Annotated in this window: 17 protein-coding genes and 1 tRNA gene; 12 read left to right on the top strand and 6 right to left on the bottom strand. The window is 67.0% G+C overall.

Features of this window, described 5'->3' with window-relative positions:
• Positions 1–42: 42 nt before the first annotated feature.
• Together rapZ and ABIC50_RS26595 are read left to right on the top strand one after the other, a co-directional pair.
• The gene (rapZ, locus tag ABIC50_RS26600) at positions 43–951 is read left to right on the top strand and encodes an RNase adapter RapZ (protein WP_041489859.1); all 909 of its coding nucleotides are present in this window, start codon (positions 43–45) and stop codon (positions 949–951) included.
• Between the two features lie 26 nt (positions 952–977).
• Complete coding sequence (locus tag ABIC50_RS26595) at positions 978–1,613, top strand: LON peptidase substrate-binding domain-containing protein (RefSeq protein WP_175665596.1); 636 nt, start codon at positions 978–980, stop codon at positions 1,611–1,613.
• 136 nt (positions 1,614–1,749) lie between these two features.
• On the opposite strand, the gene mutY is transcribed toward ABIC50_RS26595, so the two are convergent.
• Together mutY and mutM are read right to left on the bottom strand one after the other, a co-directional pair.
• On the bottom strand, positions 1,750–2,856 hold the full coding sequence (mutY, locus tag ABIC50_RS26590) for an A/G-specific adenine glycosylase (RefSeq protein ID WP_011657969.1): 1,107 nt from the start codon (positions 2,854–2,856) through the stop codon (positions 1,750–1,752).
• Between the two features lie 35 nt (positions 2,857–2,891).
• Positions 2,892–3,719, bottom strand: a complete 828-nt coding sequence (gene mutM / locus ABIC50_RS26585; RefSeq protein WP_006759023.1) for a bifunctional DNA-formamidopyrimidine glycosylase/DNA-(apurinic or apyrimidinic site) lyase — start codon at positions 3,717–3,719, stop codon at positions 2,892–2,894.
• A gap of 86 nt (positions 3,720–3,805) precedes the next feature.
• On the opposite strand from mutM, the gene ABIC50_RS26580 reads away from it, so the two are divergent.
• The 8 genes from ABIC50_RS26580 to hisC all read left to right on the top strand — a co-directional run bounded on the left by ABIC50_RS26580 (position 3,806) and on the right by hisC (position 10,987).
• Entirely contained in the window at positions 3,806–5,629 is a 1,824-nt protein-coding gene (locus tag ABIC50_RS26580) for a tetratricopeptide repeat protein (RefSeq protein ID WP_011657971.1), read from the top strand.
• A complete protein-coding gene (gene lolB, locus ABIC50_RS26575) occupies positions 5,629–6,249 on the top strand; it encodes a lipoprotein insertase outer membrane protein LolB (RefSeq protein ID WP_354167966.1) in 621 nt (206 codons plus the stop codon). Before ABIC50_RS26580 ends, lolB begins: the two co-directional genes overlap by 1 nt.
• 27 nt (positions 6,250–6,276) lie before the next feature.
• Complete coding sequence (gene ispE / locus ABIC50_RS26570; RefSeq protein ID WP_354167963.1) at positions 6,277–7,158, top strand: 4-(cytidine 5'-diphospho)-2-C-methyl-D-erythritol kinase; 882 nt, start codon at positions 6,277–6,279, stop codon at positions 7,156–7,158.
• 53 nt (positions 7,159–7,211) lie between these two features.
• A tRNA-Gln gene (locus ABIC50_RS26565) sits at positions 7,212–7,288 on the top strand.
• A gap of 44 nt (positions 7,289–7,332) precedes the next feature.
• Positions 7,333–8,295 (top strand): ribose-phosphate pyrophosphokinase, encoded by a 963-nt coding sequence (locus tag ABIC50_RS26560; RefSeq protein ID WP_006753281.1) that lies wholly within the window; start codon positions 7,333–7,335, stop codon positions 8,293–8,295.
• A 161-nt stretch (positions 8,296–8,456) separates the two neighbouring features.
• Positions 8,457–9,065 (top strand): 50S ribosomal protein L25/general stress protein Ctc, encoded by a 609-nt coding sequence (locus ABIC50_RS26555; protein WP_006753282.1) that lies wholly within the window; start codon positions 8,457–8,459, stop codon positions 9,063–9,065.
• A gap of 129 nt (positions 9,066–9,194) precedes the next feature.
• On the top strand, positions 9,195–9,794 hold the full coding sequence (pth, locus tag ABIC50_RS26550) for an aminoacyl-tRNA hydrolase (protein ID WP_006760396.1): 600 nt from the start codon (positions 9,195–9,197) through the stop codon (positions 9,792–9,794).
• A gap of 125 nt (positions 9,795–9,919) precedes the next feature.
• Positions 9,920–10,987 (top strand): histidinol-phosphate transaminase, encoded by a 1,068-nt coding sequence (hisC, locus tag ABIC50_RS26545; RefSeq protein ID WP_354167960.1) that lies wholly within the window; start codon positions 9,920–9,922, stop codon positions 10,985–10,987.
• A gap of 93 nt (positions 10,988–11,080) precedes the next feature.
• Here the strand turns inward: hisC and ABIC50_RS26540 are convergent, their stop codons facing one another.
• The 3 genes from ABIC50_RS26540 to rsmD all read right to left on the bottom strand — a co-directional run bounded on the left by ABIC50_RS26540 (position 11,081) and on the right by rsmD (position 12,630).
• Positions 11,081–11,347, bottom strand: coding sequence for a YfhL family 4Fe-4S dicluster ferredoxin (locus ABIC50_RS26540; RefSeq protein ID WP_006760398.1), 267 nt, complete (start codon positions 11,345–11,347; stop codon positions 11,081–11,083).
• 59 nt (positions 11,348–11,406) lie between these two features.
• Positions 11,407–11,904, bottom strand: a complete 498-nt coding sequence (coaD, locus tag ABIC50_RS26535; RefSeq protein ID WP_006398238.1) for a pantetheine-phosphate adenylyltransferase — start codon at positions 11,902–11,904, stop codon at positions 11,407–11,409.
• Between the two features lie 111 nt (positions 11,905–12,015).
• Entirely contained in the window at positions 12,016–12,630 is a 615-nt protein-coding gene (gene rsmD / locus ABIC50_RS26530; protein ID WP_175662516.1) for a 16S rRNA (guanine(966)-N(2))-methyltransferase RsmD, read from the bottom strand.
• A 201-nt stretch (positions 12,631–12,831) separates the two neighbouring features.
• On the opposite strand from rsmD, the gene ftsY reads away from it, so the two are divergent.
• Positions 12,832–13,992 carry a signal recognition particle-docking protein FtsY gene (gene ftsY / locus ABIC50_RS26525; RefSeq protein ID WP_126228535.1) on the top strand — a complete coding sequence of 387 codons (1,161 nt, stop codon included), beginning with the start codon at positions 12,832–12,834 and terminating at the stop codon, positions 13,990–13,992.
• 94 nt (positions 13,993–14,086) lie between these two features.
• On the opposite strand, the gene maiA is transcribed toward ftsY, so the two are convergent.
• Complete coding sequence (gene maiA / locus ABIC50_RS26520) at positions 14,087–14,731, bottom strand: maleylacetoacetate isomerase (protein ID WP_354167957.1); 645 nt, start codon at positions 14,729–14,731, stop codon at positions 14,087–14,089.
• A gap of 189 nt (positions 14,732–14,920) precedes the next feature.
• Here maiA and ybiB point away from each other — a divergent pair, with 189 nt between their 5' ends.
• Positions 14,921–15,895 carry a DNA-binding protein YbiB gene (ybiB, locus tag ABIC50_RS26515; protein WP_105833011.1) on the top strand — a complete coding sequence of 325 codons (975 nt, stop codon included), beginning with the start codon at positions 14,921–14,923 and terminating at the stop codon, positions 15,893–15,895.
• The last annotated feature ends 47 nt before the right edge of the window (positions 15,896–15,942 follow it).

Raw genomic sequence — 15,942 nt, 5'->3', positions numbered from 1 at the left:
CGAGCCGGTGCTATGATGAAACGTCAGGATTCTCAGCTTCCCATGCGTATCGTCCTCATCACCGGCATCTCCGGCTCAGGCAAGTCCGTCGCGCTGAATGCGCTTGAAGACGCAGGCTACTACTGCGTCGACAACCTGCCGCCGCACGTGCTCCCCGAACTCGCCCGCTACCTGGCCGACGGCGGCCAGCATCGGCTCGCGGTCGCAATCGATGCGCGCTCGAGCGCGTCGCTCGACGAATTGCCCGGCCTGATCCGCTCGCTGTCGCTCGAGCACGATGTCCGCGTGCTGTTCCTCAACGCGAGCACGCAGGCGCTGATCCAGCGCTTCTCCGAAACGCGCCGACGCCACCCGCTGTCCGGTTCGCCGTCGCACGACGCGAACATCGGGCTGCTGTCGTCGCTCGAGGAAGCGATCGAGCGCGAGCGCGACCTGGTCGCGCCGCTCGCCGAATTCGGTCATCAGATCGATACGAGCACCCTGCGCGCGAACGTGCTGCGCACGTGGGTCAAGCGCTTCATCGAGCAGAAGAACAACGACCTGATGGTGATGTTCGAGTCATTCGGCTTCAAGCGCGGCGTGCCGCTCGATGCCGACCTGATGTTCGACGTGCGCGCGCTGCCGAATCCGTACTACGACCATGAGCTGCGCCCGCTCACCGGGCTGGACCAGCCGGTCATTGCCTTTCTCGACGCACTGCCGATCGTCCACCAGATGATCGACGACATCCATGCGTTCCTGATGAAATGGCTGCCGCACTTTCGCGAAGACAACCGCAGCTACCTGACCGTCGCCATCGGCTGCACGGGCGGTCAGCATCGCTCGGTATTCATCGCGGAAACGCTCGCCGCGCGCCTTGCGCACGATGCGAACGTGATCGTGCGGCATCGTGACGCGCCAGTGGATGTCGACGCGTCGTCGCGGCTCGTCACCGAGGTCGACCGACCTTAGCGACACCACCCTCTTCCCGGCGCGCCATGTCCACCCTATCGACCACCCTGATCGACCTGCCGCTGTTTCCGCTGCACACGGTGCTGTTTCCCGGTGGCTGGCTGCCGCTCAAGGTGTTCGAGGCGCGCTATCTCGACATGTCGCGCGCATGCCTGCGCGACGACGCACCGTTCGGCGTGTGCCTGCTCAAGAGCGGCCCTGAAGTCGCGCAGGACGGCGCCGTGTCGGTGCCCGAGACCATCGGCTGCATGGCGCGCATCACCGAGTGCGATACCGGCGAATTCGGGATGCTGTACCTGGAGGCGATCGGCACGCAGCGTTTCGAGCTGCTGTCGTATCGCGTCGAAGGCAACGGGCTGCTGGTCGGGATCGCCGAGCCGCTGCCCGACGACATCCCGCTCGAAGGCGAGCAGGCGCTCGCGCAATTCGGCTCGTGCGCCGAGGTGCTCGAGCGCATCATCGAAGCGCTGAAGAAATCCGAACCGGGCAAGCTGCCGTTCGCCGAGCCATTCCGCCTCGACGATCCGAGCTGGGTGGCGAACCGCCTCGCGGAACTGCTGCCGCTCGACCTGCGCGCGCGGCAGAAGCTGATGGAGTTTCCGGATGTCGGCGCGCGGATCGATGCCGTGCACCACGTGCTCGACCGGCACGGATGGCTGTAGGCATCGCGGCCACCCGGTCGCGTCTGAGCGTCTGAGCGTCTGAGCGTTGCAGCGGTGCCGCTGCCGCCCGTCGCCGAACGGATGGATGCCCTGCGGTGACCGGGCGCCTGCCCGAGCGCGCCCCCTTCCCCTTTCGTTACAGCAGCGGCCCGCTCAGCGCATCGAGCAGCTTGCGCACCGGCGCCGGCACGCCGTAAGCAGCGAGCCCGCTCAGCGGCACCCACGCCGTCTCGGCATCCTGCGCGTGCGCGGCCGGCAGCCCGCCGTTCGTCATGTCGCTCAGCCGCGGCTCGATCTCGAGCCTGAAATGCGTGAACGTGTGCGTAAACGGTGCGAGCGGCACCGGGCCGCCGCCGCCGAAGCCGCGTGCGAGCGCCGCGAGCGCGGCATCGCCGTCCGCCTGCGGCAGGCACCACAGACCGCCCCAGATGCCCGCGGGCGGACGCCGCTCGAGCAGCACGGCGTCGCCGTCGCGCAGCACGAGCATCCAGGTCTTGCGCGTCGGCACGGCCTTCTTCGGCCGCGCGGCCGGCAGTTCGCGCTGGCGGCCCGTCGATTGCGCGACGCAGTCGCCCGCGAACGGACAGCGCGCGCAATCCGGCTTGCCGCGCACGCACAGCGTCGCGCCGAGATCCATCAGCCCTTGCGTATAGGCGCTCACGTCGGCCTCGTTCGCGGCATCGGGCAGCAGCGATTCGGCCAACGCCCACATGTCGTTCTCGACACGCTTCTCGCCCGGAAAGCCTTCGACACCGAATACCCGCGCGAGCACGCGCTTCACGTTGCCGTCGAGGATCGTCGCGCGCGCACCGTACGCGAACGACGCGATCGCCGCGGCCGTCGACCGGCCGATGCCCGGCAGTTCGGCGAGCGCATCGGGTGTTGGCGGGAATACACCGCCATGCTCGGCGACGACGACCTGCGCGCAGCGGTGCAGGTTGCGTGCGCGCGAGTAGTAGCCGAGGCCGGCCCACAGCGCCATCACGTCGTCGGCCGGCGCGGCCGCGAGCGCGGCGACGTCGGGAAAGCGTTCGAGAAAGCGCAGGTAGTACGGGATGACGGTCGATACCTGCGTCTGCTGAAGCATGATTTCCGACAGCCAGATCCGGTACGGATCGCGGGTGTTCTGCCACGGCAGGTCGTGGCGGCCGTGCGTGCGCTGCCATGCGATCAGGCGCGTGGCGAACGTGCGGTGCAGCGGCGTGACGGGGAACGGAGCGGGGGCAATGCGGGGCGGCTTCAAGTGTTCGAATCTTCGGAAAAAGGTTTCAACGGGGCTCAACGCTGGCAGGTCGGGCAGAAATAGGTCGAGCGCTGGCCCTGCACGATCTGGCGGATCGGCGTGCCGCATACGCGGCAAGGCAGCCCCGCACGGTCGTAGACGAAGCAGTCGAGCTGGAAATAGCCGCTTTCGCCGTTGCTGCCGACAAAGTCGCGCAACGTGCTGCCGCCGCGCTCGATCGCGTCGGCGAGCGTCGCGCGCACCGCGTCGGCCAGTCGCTCGTAGCGCGGCAGCGAGACCTTGCCGGCGGCGGTCGTCGGCCGGATCCCGGCGCGAAACAGGCTCTCCGACGCATAGATGTTGCCGACGCCGACGACCATGTCGCCCGCGAGCAGCGCCTGCTTGACCGACACCGTGCGGCCGCGCGTACGCGCGTGCAGCAGCGCGCCGGTGAACGCCGGCGAGAACGGCTCGACGCCGAGGCTCGCGAGCAGCGGATGCGCATGCACGTCGCCCGCTTCGCGCGCGTGCCACAGCACGGCGCCGAAGCGGCGCGGATCGCGAAAGCGCAGCACGAACTCGTCGAAGATCCAGTCGATGTGGTCGTGTTTCGCGGCGACCGGCACGCCGGCCGCGGGCAGCACGCGCAGCGTGCCCGTCATGCCGAGATGCACGATGAACCAGCCCGCGTCGACCTCGAACAGCAGGTACTTGCCGCGACGCTCGACGGCGAGCACCTCGCGCGCGCGCAATTGCTCCGCGAGCCCCGCCGGCACGGGCCAGCGCAGCATCGCGGTACGGACGTCGACACGCTCGACGCGGCGGCCCGCGACAAAGGGCTCGATGCCCCGGCGCGTGACTTCGACTTCTGGCAACTCTGGCATGTTTTGCGGGTCTGAAACGGCATTCACGATCGTGCGTGTATTGTAGCGAGCGCGTTACAATCGGTTGAAACATCGAACGGATTTCCATGACTCTGCCCTCGAAGCTGCTTCTGAAGCGCCCCGCCGCCGAGCACGGCGCGCGCGTCTTCCCGGTCCGCCGTGCGCTCGGCGCCGCGCTGTTCGCCGCCTGGACCCTCACCGCCTTCCCGGCTCACGCGCAGGATCCGGCATCGGACGACGCGCAGCCGCAGGGCGCGTTCGAGCACGTGATGGCGGACGAGCAGAAGAATCTCCCCGGCGTCCCGCTGACGAGCCAGATCGTCTACCAGGTGCTGGCCGCCGAAGTCGCGCTCCAGCGCAACCAGCCGGCGCCCGCCTACCAGACCTACCTCGCCCTCGCCCGCGACACGCGCGATCCGCGCATGGCGCAGCGTGCGACCGAGATCGCACTCGGCGCGCAAAGCCCGGCGGATGCGCTCTCCGCGGCCAATCTGTGGCGCCAGTACGCGCCCGATTCGAATCGCGCATCGCAAGTCGACGCCGCGCTGCTGGTGCTCGCCGGCAAGCCGGCCGACGCGCAGCCGATGCTTGCGCGCGAGCTGGCCCGCGCGACCGGCGAAACGCGCGGCCCTGCGATCCTCGCGCTGCAGGCGCTGCTGGTGCGCGGCTCCGACCGCGTCGGCGGCCTCGCGGTGCTGAAGGACATGCTGAAGAACGACATGAACCGCCCCGAGGCGCAGCTCGCGATCGCGCGGCAGCAACTGGCGGTCGACGACAAGGAAGGCGCGGCGCGCTCGCTGAAGCAGGCGCTGCAGATCCGCCCCGACTACCTGCCGGCGGCGCTGATGCTGTCACAGATGGGCCCCGCGGAGCGCGCGGCCGGCATCGCGTCGTTCGAGAAATATGTTCAGCAGAATCCGAAGTCGCGCGACGGGCGGCTCGCGCTGTCGCAGCTCTATCTCGCCGACGACCGCCTCGACGACGCGCAGAAGCAGTTCGAGACGATGCGCAAGCTCGACTCGAAGGACCCGACGCCGCTGATGGCGCTCGCGCTGATCAGGATCCAGCAGAAGAAGCTCGACGACGCGAGCGCGTACCTGAAACAGTACGTGCAGCTCGGCGACAAGCAGTCGAACCTCGACGTCGGCCAGGGCTACATCTACCTCGCGCAGATCTCGATCGAGCAGGGCAACGACGCGCAGGCGTCGCAATGGCTCGACAAGGTCGACCAGACGAGCCAGCACTATCTGCCGGCGCAGATCACGCGCGCGCAGCTGCTGCAGAAACAAGGCAAGACCGACGCGGCCCGCAAGGTGCTCGACGATCTGCCGATCAGCGATCCGCGCGATGCGGCCGTGGTCGCGCGCACCGACGCGTCGATCCTGTTCACCGCGAAGCGCTATCCGGAAGCCGAGGCGCGGCTCGGCCAGGCGGTCCAGGACTTCCCGGACGATCCCGACCTGCGCTACGACTACGCGATGGCAGCCGAAAAGACCGGCCACTACGCGACGATGGAAAAGCAGCTGCGCGAACTGATCCGCACGCAGCCCGACAACCCGCAGGCGTACAACGCGCTCGGCTATTCGCTGGCCGATCGCAATCAGCGCCTGCCGGAGGCCAGCAAGCTGATCGACAAGGCCTTGTCGCTCGCGCCGAACGACGCGTACATCATGGACAGCCTCGGCTGGGTGAAGTACCGGATGGGCGACACGACCGGCGCGGCCAAGGTGCTGCAGCGCGCGTTCGAGTTGCAGCCGAACGCCGAGATCGGCGCGCACCTCGGCGAAGTGCTGTGGAAAAGCGGCGCGCAGGACGACGCACGCATCGCATGGCGCGCCGCGCAGAAGCTCGAGCCCGACAACGACACGCTCGTGCAGACGCTGAAGCGCCTGCAGATCAACGGCCTCTGATGCGGATGTTCCCGATGCTTTCCCTGTCTTCCCGCGCGCTGCGCACGCTGGCCGCGGCCGGCGCGGCGCTCGCGCTCGCGGGCTGCGCGAGCACGCCGCCGGCGGCGAACGCGCCGGCCGGCGCCGCGTTGCAGACGGCCGCGACGCACGCATACCATGGCCGCTTCGCGGTGCAGTACAACGACCGCCTCGGCAGGCAGCAGAACGTGTACGGCAACTTCGACTGGCTGGAGCACGGCGACGACGTGTCGCTCGAGCTGCGCAGTCCGCTCGGCCAGACGCTCGCGGTCGTGAAATCGACGCCGCAGACCGCAACGCTCGAACTGCCGAACCGCCAGCCGCAATATGCGACCGACGTCGGCGAGCTGATGCAGAACACGCTCGGCTTCTCGCTGCCGCTGGCCGGCCTGCGCTACTGGCTGCTGCCGACGCCCGCACCCGCGACGCCCGCGCAGACGGTGCGCGACCCGGCCGACACGACGCACGTGAAGCAGATTCGCCAGGACGGCTGGACGATCGACTACCTCGCCTACGCGGACGCACCGGCCACCGGCGTCAAACGCGTGAACCTCGTGCGCGCGACGCCGCCGCTCGACATCAAGCTCGTGCTCGACCAGTAAGCACGTGAACCTAGCCCCGACATACGCATGACCGATTCGACCCGCTCGCTGCGCAACTGCCTTGCGCCCGCGAAACTCAACCTGTTCCTGCACATCACCGGCCGTCGCCCGAACGGCTATCACGATCTGCAAAGCGTGTTCCAGTTGCTGAACTGGGGCGACACGCTGCACTTCTCGCTGCGCGACGACAGTCGCGTCGCACGCGTCACCGACGTGCCGGGCGTGCCCGAGGAAAGCGATCTCGTCGTGCGCGCGGCCAACCTGCTGAAAGCGCATACGGGCACCGCGGCCGGCGTCGACATCGAGATCGACAAGTGTCTGCCGATGGGCGCGGGCCTCGGCGGCGGCAGCTCCGACGCGGCGACGACGCTGCTCGCGCTGAACCGCCTGTGGCAGCTCGACCTGTCGCGTACGGAACTGCAATCGCTCGCGGTAAAACTCGGCGCCGACGTCCCGTTTTTTGTTTTTGGAAAAAATGCGTTCGCAGAGGGTATCGGAGAAGAATTAGCTGAGGTAGAATTGCCGACTCGCTGGTTCCTGGTTGTGACGCCGCGAGTTCATGTCCCCACCGCTGAAATTTTTTCAGATGAGTTGTTGACAAGAAATACGAAGCCAGTCACAATTGCTGACTTTCTTGCACAGCGAAACAGCGATGCGGGATGGCCAGACAGTTTCGGCCGGAACGATATGCAGCAAGTTGTGACAAGTAAGTACGCGGAAGTTGCGCAGGTGGTCAAATGGTTGTATAATGTGACCCCCGCGAGGATGACCGGCTCCGGAGCAAGCGTGTTTGCAGCGTTTCAAAGCAAGCACGAGGCAGAAGCGGCGAAAGCCCAGCTGCCCACCGGTTGGAACGGTGCAGTTGCCGAGAGCCTGAACGAGCATCCGCTCTTCGCTTTCGCGTCATGAAGTTTTGCTTTGCCGGATGGCCTACAAGTCCGGTGAAGTTATCAGTTAAGTGTAGGGGAGTCGCCAAGTTGGTCAAGGCACCGGATTTTGATTCCGGCATGCGAGGGTTCGAGTCCTTCCTCCCCTGCCAAAAATTTTCCCGCATTTCCCGCCCAAGCCTGAAGCAGGTGCACGATGAGCAGCCACAGCCTTGATGGCCTGATGGTCTTTACTGGCAACGCGAATCCCGCGCTCGCACAGGAAGTCGTCAATATCCTTGGAATCCCCCTCGGCAAAGCAATGGTCAGCCGTTTCTCCGACGGCGAGATTCAAGTCGAGATCCAGGAAAACGTGCGCGGCAAGGACGTCTTCGTCCTGCAATCCACGTGCGCGCCGACGAACGACAACCTGATGGAACTGATGATCATGGTCGACGCGCTCAAGCGTGCGTCCGCCGGCCGGATCACCGCTGCCATCCCCTACTTCGGCTATGCCCGCCAGGACCGTCGCCCGCGCTCGGCGCGTGTCGCGATCTCGGCGAAGGTCATCGCGAACATGCTGGAAATCGCCGGCGTCGAGCGGATCATCACGATGGATCTGCACGCCGACCAGATTCAAGGCTTCTTCGACATCCCGGTCGACAACATCTACGCAACGCCGATCCTGCTGGGCGACCTGCGCAAGCAGAACTACGCGGATCTGCTCGTCGTGTCGCCGGACGTCGGCGGCGTGGTCCGCGCCCGGGCACTCGCGAAGCAGCTCAACTGCGATCTCGCGATCATCGACAAGCGTCGTCCGAAGGCGAACGTCGCCGAAGTGATGAACATCATCGGTGAAGTCGAAGGCCGCACCTGCGTGATCATGGACGACATGGTCGACACCGCCGGCACGCTCTGCAAGGCCGCGCAAGTCCTGAAGAATCGCGGTGCGAAGCAGGTGTTCGCGTACGCGACGCACCCGGTTCTGTCGGGTGGCGCCGCCGAGCGTATCGCCGCATCGGAACTCGACGAGCTGGTCGTCACCGATACGATCCCGCTGTCGGCCGAATCGCTGGCCTGCTCGAAGATCCGCTCGCTGACGAGCGCGAGCCTGCTGGCCGAAACGTTCTCGCGAATCCGTCGCGGCGACTCGGTGATGTCGCTGTTCGCGGAATCCTGATCGCGTAACGACAAAAAAAGCATGCGCGGAAAGCGAAGCGGCAACGCTTCGCTTTTTGCACAATCGGACGGGATAGACGAAACCCCGCCCGTTTCATCAGGGGCCGCCATTTCGCAGGCCCCGTTTTACTGCCTGGTCGCGGGCAGCTAATGGAGAATCACATGAAAGTCGTCGCTTTCGAGCGCCAAGAGCAAGGTACGGGTGCGAGCCGCCGCCTGCGCAACGCTGGTAAGACCACGGGTATCGTCTACGGTGGCGAAGCAGCCCCGCAAAAGATCGAACTCGATCACAACGCGCTGTGGCACGCACTGAAGAAGGAAGCCTTCCACTCGTCGATCCTCGATCTCGAAGTGGCCGGCCAGTCGCAACAGGTTCTGCTGCGCGACGTGCAATACCACCCGTTCAAGCAACTCGTGCTGCACGTTGACTTCCAGCGCGTCGACGCGAAGAAGAAGCTGCACACGAAGGTGCCGCTGCACTTCCTGAACGCTGAAGTCAGCCCGGCAGTGAAGCTGTCGAGCGCAGTCGTCTCGCACGTCGCGACGGAAATCGAAATCGAGTGCCTGCCGTCGGCACTGCCGGAATTCCTCGAAGTCGACCTGTCGAAGATCGAAGCAGGTCAGTCGCTGCACGCGAAGGACATCGCTCTGCCGAAGGGCGTGGCGCTGGTCGCGCACATCGACGCGGAAAACCCGGTTGTCGCATCGGCGACGATCCCGGCTGGCGCCGTGTCGGACGCAGCAGGCGAAGGCGAAACGCCGGCTGCCTAAGGGCTGCCCACGCGCTGCCCTCGCGCCCGTTCGATCCGTTTCACGAAACGGTCGACGCAACCCGCCGCGGCTCGCCCGGCGGGTTTTTCTTTTTCTGCGCCCAGGCGGCGCTGCCGCCTACGAAACGTCATGATCAAACTGATCGTCGGCCTCGGCAATCCCGGGGCGGAATACACCGCGACGCGCCACAACGCCGGCTTCTGGCTGGTCGACCAGCTCGCCCGCGAAGCCGGCGCGACGCTGCGCGACGAGCGCCGCTTCCACGGCTTCTACGCGAAAGCGCGCCTGCACGGCGAGGAAGTCCACCTGCTCGAGCCGCAAACCTACATGAACCGCTCCGGCCAGTCGGTCGTCGCGCTCGCGAGTTTCTTCAAGATCCTGCCCGACCAGATCCTCGTCGCACACGACGAGCTCGATCTGCCGCCCGGCACCGTGAAGCTGAAGCTCGGCGGCGGCAGCGGCGGCCACAACGGCCTGAAGGACATCTCCGCGCACCTGTCGTCGCAGCAGTACTGGCGGCTGCGCATCGGCATCGGCCATCCGCGCGACCTGATTCCGGAAGGCGCGCGTGCCGGCGCGAAGCCCGACGTCGCGAACTTCGTGCTGAAGCCGCCGCGCCGCGAGGAGCAGGACGTGATCGACGCATCGATCGAGCGCGCGCTCGCCGTGATGCCGATGGTCGTCAAGGGTGAGCTCGACCGCGCGACGATGCAGCTGCATCGGAACTGAAGCCGCACCGGCAGGGTGCAACGTGCCGTCCGGCGGCGCCGGGCGGCATTTCGGCCCCGTGCCATTGCGCACCGCGCGGCCCACATGCGGTAATCTGGTCGTTTTTGCCCGTCAGGAGCCAAGCGGTGAGCCGTTACTGGAGCGACCTCGTTCAGCAACTCGTGCCTTACGTGCCGGGCGAACAGCCCGCACTCGCACACCCCGTCAAGCTGAACACCAACGAGAATCCCTATCCGCCTTCGCCGCGCGTCGTCGCGGCGATCGCCCGCGAACTCGGCGACACCGGCGACACGCTGCGCCGCTATCCCGACCCGCTCGCGCGCGCACTGCGCGAGACGGTCGCGGCCCATCACCGCATCAAGCCCGAACAGGTCTTCGTCGGCAACGGCTCCGATGAAGTGCTCGCGCATGCATTCCAGGCCCTGCTCAAGCATGAGCGGCCGCTGCGCTTTCCCGACATTTCGTACAGTTTCTATCCGACCTACGCGCGCCTGTACGGCGTCGAGACCACGATCGTGCCGCTCGCGGACGACTTCTCGATCCGTGTCGAGGATTACCTCGACGACGCGGGCGGCGTGCTGTTTCCGAACCCGAACGCGCCGACCGGGCGCGCGCTGCCGCTCGCGGACATCGAACGGATCGCGGCCGCGAACCCGTCGTCGGTCGTGCTGATCGACGAAGCGTATGTCGATTTCGGCGCGCAATCCGCGATCACGCTGATCGACCGCTATCCGAACCTGCTCGTCGTGCACACGACGTCGAAGGCGCGCTCGCTCGCGGGCATGCGCGTCGGTTTCGCGTTCGGCGATGCGGCGCTGATCGACGCGCTCAATCGCGTGAAGGACAGCTTCAACTCCTATCCGCTCGACCGGCTCGCGCAGGCCGCCGCCCAGGCCGCATACGAAGACACCGATTATTTCAACGCGACCTGCCGGCGCGTGATCGACACGCGTGCGCGCCTCACGCACGCGCTCGAGGCGCTCGGCTTCGACGTCGTGCCGTCGGCCGCGAATTTCGTGTTCGCGCGCCACCCCGCGCACGATGCGGGCGCGATCGCGGCAAGGCTGAAGGATCGGGAAATTTTCGTGCGGCACTTCCGCGCGCCGCGCATCGACCAGCACTTGCGCATCACCGTCGGCACCGACGCGGAATGCGACGCGCTCGTCGCGGCGTTGCGCGACCTGATCGGCTGAAGCACAAGCGGGAAGCGGAACCGGCGCCGAGAGGCGCCGGTCGAGGAAATCGTGACGTCGTGACGCGCGCGTCACGACTGGGTCACTGCAAGGTCACTGCGCGTCGTCGCCCTTCGCGGCGGTCAACGCGTGATACTTCTCCATCAACTGCGCGTGCGATTCGTCATGCTGCGGATCGCGCGGAATGCATTCGACCGGACACACCTGCTGGCACTGCGGTTCGTCGAAATGGCCGACGCACTCGGTGCACTTGTTCGGGTCGATCACGTAGATATCCGGGCCCATCGAAATTGCGCCGTTTGGGCACTCGGGCTCGCACACGTCGCAATTGATGCACTCGTCGGTAATCATCAAGGACATACTGATCTCACTTCTTCAGGCCAGCGGCCGGCTTCGCAATGAAACCGGCCGGCGCCGCATCACGCGGCCGGGCCTCCCATCGCGGCGACTTTCTCGGTCAACCACTTCTCGACGGACGGGAACACGAATTTGCTGACATCGCCGCCCAACTGCGCGATTTCGCGCACGATCGTCCCCGAGATGAACTGGTATTGATCGGACGGCGTCATGAACATCGTCTCGACGTCGGGCAGCAGATAGCGGTTCATCCCCGCCATCTGGAACTCATACTCGAAATCGGACACGGCACGCAGGCCGCGCACGATCACGCGCGCGTTGTTGGTGCGGACAAAGTCCTTCAACAGGCCCTTGAACCCCATCACCTTCACGTTCGGATAATGGCCGAGCACCTCGTTCGCAATCTTCAGACGTTCTTCCAGCGAGAAGAACGGCTTCTTCGCGCGGCTGTCGGCCACACCGACCACCAGCGTATCAAAAATGCTCGACGCACGCCGCACGAGGTCTTCGTGCCCGCGCGTCAGCGGATCGAACGTACCGGGATACACGGCGACTACCATGTCGCTCCTCCTGTCATCACGCAAACGGGGTGGCAGCCGTGCGATGCGCACGCCACTGCCGAGATGGGCACGCGTCGCCTCTCCGGCGCGCCGCCTCGTATGGAACGCGCATTATTCATCATTTTCGCGCTGCAGCAAATGGTAGTGAACCGCACCGGCCTTGCCGTGCTTGACCACCTGCCAGCCGGCGAGCGCTTCGTGCGCGGCCGGGTCGAGTTCCGCCCCCGTCTCGACGTAGAGCAGGCCGTCCGGCGCGACGAGCGGCGCCGCCAGCGCGATCACGCGCTCGAGCACGGCCGGCTCGCCGAACGGCGGATCGAGGAACACGACGTCGAACGCGCCCGGGGTCAGCCCGGCCGCGAGCCGCAGCGCGTCGGCTTCCGCGACCTCGACCGAGCGCGCGCCGAGCTTGTCCTTGATCGCGCGCAGCTGCTGCGCCGCGCGCGGGTGGCGCTCGACCATCACGACGCTCGCCGCGCCGCGCGACGCGGCCTCGAACCCGAGTGCGCCGGTGCCCGCGAACAGGTCGAGGCAGCGCCGGCCGTCGAGATCCTGGCCGAGCCAGTTGAACAGCGTCTCGCGCACGCGATCGGGCGTCGGCCGCAGGCCGTCGAGATCGAGCACGGCGAGCGGCGTGCGTTTCCAGTCACCGCCGATGATGCGGATCGTGTGCGGCTTGCCGCGGCTGGCGGGGGCCGCCGGGCGGCCGGAAGAGGAACGGGACATACGGAATATCGACGACGGAGGGACCGGGTGCGCACGGGGGCGCACCGCCAAACAGGCGCACGTTACCACAGCGGCGGCACCGGCTGACGCGAGTGCCTCGCCGCACTGATAAAATGCACGGTTTCGGCCGCCGTGCGCACGCCCGACAGCCCCTGCCGCGCGCCAGCCCGCGGCGCCCCGCCCTCTTCCCGACGTCAGACCATGTTCAGCTTCTTCAAACGATTCAAGAAAACGCAGGAGTCCGACTCCACGGAATCGCAATCGGCCGACGCGCTGCAACCGGACGAGCCGTCCGACGCGCCCGCCGCCGATGCCCGTCAGCCGATCGAAGCCCCGCCAGCGCCGGCGCAACCGCAACCGGCCGCGCCGGCCGTCGTGATGACGGTCACGCCGACCAACGACGGGAGCGACGACGTCGTCGAAGCGGTCGAGATCGTGCCGCCGCCGACGCAGGACGCCTCCGCGAAGAAATCGTGGCTTACCCGCCTGAAAACGGGGCTCGCGAAGACGGGTTCGAGCATCACCGGCGTGTTCGTCAACACGAAGATCGACGAGGATCTGTACGAAGAACTCGAAGCCGCGCTGCTGATGTCCGACGCCGGCGTCGATGCGACCGAGTACCTGCTCGGTGCGCTGCGCGAGAAAGTGAAGACGGGCCGGCTGACCGATCCGCAGCAGGTGAAGAGCGCGCTGCACGACCTGCTCGTCGAACTGCTGAAGCCGCTCGAGAAATCGCTGATGCTTGGCCGCGCGCAGCCGCTCGTGATGATGATCACGGGCGTGAACGGCGCGGGCAAGACCACCAGCATCGGCAAGCTCGCGAAGCATCTGCAGAGCTTCGACCAGTCGGTGCTGCTGGCCGCGGGCGACACGTTCCGCGCGGCCGCGCGCGAACAGCTGGCGGTCTGGGGCGAGCGCAACAACGTGACGGTCGTCCAGCAGGAAAGCGGCGATCCGGCCGCGGTGATCTTCGACGCGGTCAGCGCCGCGCGCGCGCGCAAGATCGACGTGATGATGGCCGACACGGCCGGCCGCCTGCCGACGCAGCTGCATCTGATGGAAGAGCTGAAGAAGGTGAAGCGCGTGATCTCGAAGGCGCACGACGGCGCGCCGCACGAGGTGCTGCTCGTGATCGACGCGAACACCGGCCAGAACGCGCTCACGCAGGTGAAGGCCTTCGACGATGCGCTCGGCCTCACGGGCCTGATCGTCACGAAGCTCGACGGCACCGCCAAGGGCGGGATTCTGGCGGCGATCGCGCGGCAGCGCCCGGTGCCCGTCTACTTCATCGGCGTCGGCGAGAAGGTCGAGGACCTGCAGCCATTCAACGCCGTGGAATTCGCGGACGCGCTATTCGACTGAACGCCGCCGGCCTGCATCGCACGGGGCGCCTTCGGGCGCCCTTTTTCATGCGCGCCGGAAAGCGCCAGCCGGCGGCCGCGGCATCACTCGACGTTCACTCGGCGTCGGGCTGCACGCCGGGCTCGGCGGCCTTGAACGCGTCGAGCGTCGACGCGTAATCGGCCACCCGCTGGATCGTCGGGAAGCGCGTCGTGTCGATCGAGAAACGGTTCGCGTTGAACACCTGCGGCACGATGCAGATATCGGCGAGCGTCGGCGTGTCGCCGAAGCAAAGCTTGCCGGTGCGCGGATCGTTCGCGAGGCGCGTCTCGAGCGACGCGAAACCCGCCTCGATCCAGTGCCGATACCATTCGTTCTTCGCTTCCTCCGGCACCTTCAGCGTGTGCTTCAGGTACTTCAGCACGCGCAGGTTGTTCAGCGGATGGATCTCGCACGCGACCTGCAGCGCGATCGCCCGCACATACGCGCGGTCGACCGGCTGCTTCGGCAGCAGCGCGGGTTCGGGATGCGTTTCCTCGAGATATTCGATGATCGCGAGCGATTGCTGCAGCGTGGCATCGCCGTCGATCAGCGTCGGCACGACGGCATCCGGATTCACCGCGCGGTACGCTTCCTTCAGTTGCTCGCCGCCGTCGCGCAGCATGTGCACGGGCACCGTTTCGTACGGCAGCTGCTTCAGGTTCAGGGCGATTCGCACGCGGTACGACGCGGAACTGCGGAAATAGCTGTAGAGCTTCATGGGATGTCTCTCGTAGTCGTATTCGGCCGGCGACGGGATGCGCAGCGCACCGCCGGGAACCCGAGTTTAGCGCGCCGCGCGGTGCCGACGCGCGCGGCCGCGCGTTTGGGCGAGCCGCGCCCATGCGATACTCGGGGCATTCCTTACCGTTCACAGCGCGGCCCGATGCCGGCCGCCCGCCCCACGCCGATGACCGCTCCCCACGACTCCGCAGCCTCGCCGTTCCCTTGCGCCCGCTTCATCAAGGAAATCGGCCGGGGCCCGCACGGCGCACGCGCGCTGTCCGCCGAAGACACGTTCGAGCTCTATCGCGCGATGCTCGATGGCCGCGTGTCGGACGTCGAGCTCGGCGCGATCCTGATCGCCTATCGCCTGAAGGGTGAAAGCGCCGACGAACTGGCCGCGATGCTCGCCGCCGCGCAGGCGTCGTTCGAACCCGTGCACGTGCAGGATGCCGCGTTCCGCCCGGTATCGATTCCGAGCTACAACGGCGCGCGCAAGCAGCCGAACCTGGTGCCACTGCTCGCGCTGCTGCTCGCGCGGGAAGGGGTGCCGGTGCTCGTGCACGGCGTCGAGCGCGATCCGGGCCGCGTGACGAGCGCGGAGATCTTCTCGGCGCTGTCGATCGCGCCGTCGACGTCGCACGACGCGATCGAGGACACGCTCGCCGAGCGCCGCGTCGCGTTCGCGCCGATCGAAGCGCTGGCGCCGCGCATCGCGCACCTGCTGTCGATGCGCCGCGTGCTCGGCGTGCGCAACTCCACGCACACGCTGGTGAAGATTCTGCAGCCGTTCGCGCCGGCCGGGCTGCGGCTCGTCAACTACACGCATCCGCCGTACCGCGAGAGCCTCGCGCAACTGTTCCGCGATCATCCGGACGCCGCGCTCGGCGGTGCGCTGCTCGCGCGCGGCACCGAAGGCGAAGCGGCGGCCGACACGCGGCGCCAGGTGCAGGTCGACTGGCTGCACGATGGCGTGTGCGACACGCTGATCGAGGCCGAGCGCTCGTCGACCGACGCGCCACCCGTCACACTGCCCGAATCGCGCGACGCGGAGACGACAGCTGCCTGGACGGACGCCGTGCTGCGCGGCGAGATCCCCGTGCCCGACGCGCTTGCGCGGCAGGTCGCGACGATCGTGGGGATCGTCCGGACCGCACCGTGAACGGCCCCCCGGGTCGGCCCTTTCGCGCCGACCTTTGAACCGACCAT

This window comes from Burkholderia sp. 567 (assembly GCF_040545115.1).
In the GTDB taxonomy this organism is placed as follows: Bacteria; Pseudomonadota; Gammaproteobacteria; order Burkholderiales; family Burkholderiaceae; genus Burkholderia; species Burkholderia ambifaria.
This window is presented reverse-complemented; position numbering and strand designations above follow the sequence as displayed.